Consider the following 946-nt stretch of genomic DNA (forward strand, 5'->3'; position numbering starts at 1 on the left):
AGCCTCACGGCCGTTGGCTGCCGCAACCACCTCGAAGCCTGCGAAGCGTAGGGAGGTGGAGAGCAACTCGCGGATGTTTGGTTCGTCGTCGACGACCAGGAGCTTTGCTTCGGGGGTTTTGGCATTCATAGTTACCAGTCTGCAACCGTTGTCTGTATGAATCCTGTGTGTTCATTGTGAGCCCAGAGGTTGTCGACACGGTGCAAGCAGCCAAGGCACCCGGCACGTTGCCGGGTTGTGCAGTGGGAATGCCGGTGGCCGGGCTAGGGGGAACGGCGGCGTTCGCGGAAATTCAGCGCCAGGATCACGATCAGCAGGATGAAGGCGACCGGCAGTCCGTAGAGCGCCACGGCAAGCAGGGCCGGGACCGGGGCTGTCTGCATCATGTATTGGATGAGGATGATGGCCAGAGCAACCAACGAAACAATGGCAATAGAGCCGGCCACGAGGGTCAGGATGCGCTGGGATGCGGGGGTAGAGGCAGTGGTGTTCACCCCTTAAAACTACCGTGCAGCGGACGCGAAGCCATATCGGGGTGCGGATCGGGGACTGGAAGAGGGTATGCCCGGGATGTCGTACCCTAGAAGATATAGACTTCCCCGGTCGCATGAGCCGACCCGGACGCCCCGCAAGCGGGTGTCGGGCCGCGTGGTTTCGTTCCGGGAGATCGCCAGAAAATGGGGAACGCGGTTGGTCAAGGACCCCGCGGACGGCCCATTGTGACGCAAGAACGAGGTAGTTAGACGTGCCAACCGGCAAAGTGAAATGGTACGAACCCTCCAAGGGGTTCGGATTCTTGGTGACCGATGAGGGTCAGGAAGTGTATTTGAACGCCTCTGCGCTGCCAGCGGGCGTGACGGAGCTGCGCGCAGGAACCCGCCTAGAGTTTGGATTGCCGAAGGACGCAAGGGCGCCCAAGCGCTGAGCGTACGCTTGGCTGGATGAG

At 61.1% G+C, this 946-nt stretch carries 2 protein-coding genes; one reads left to right on the forward strand and one right to left on the reverse strand.

Going from position 1 to position 946, the window contains the following annotated elements; translation table 11 throughout:
• Positions 1-263: 263 nt before the first annotated feature.
• On the reverse strand, positions 264-494 hold the full coding sequence (locus B879_RS23870) for a hypothetical protein (RefSeq protein WP_007271902.1): 231 nt from the start codon (positions 492-494) through the stop codon (positions 264-266).
• Positions 495-760: 266 nt separating this feature from the next.
• Here B879_RS23870 and B879_RS23875 point away from each other — a divergent pair, with 266 nt between their 5' ends.
• Positions 761-925 (forward strand): cold shock domain-containing protein, encoded by a 165-nt coding sequence (locus tag B879_RS23875; protein ID WP_202949676.1) that lies wholly within the window; start codon positions 761-763, stop codon positions 923-925.
• Positions 926-946: the final 21 nt, after the last annotated feature.

The organism is Cecembia lonarensis LW9 (assembly GCF_000298295.1).
Taxonomy (GTDB): Bacteria; Bacteroidota; Bacteroidia; order Cytophagales; family Cyclobacteriaceae; genus Cecembia; species Cecembia lonarensis.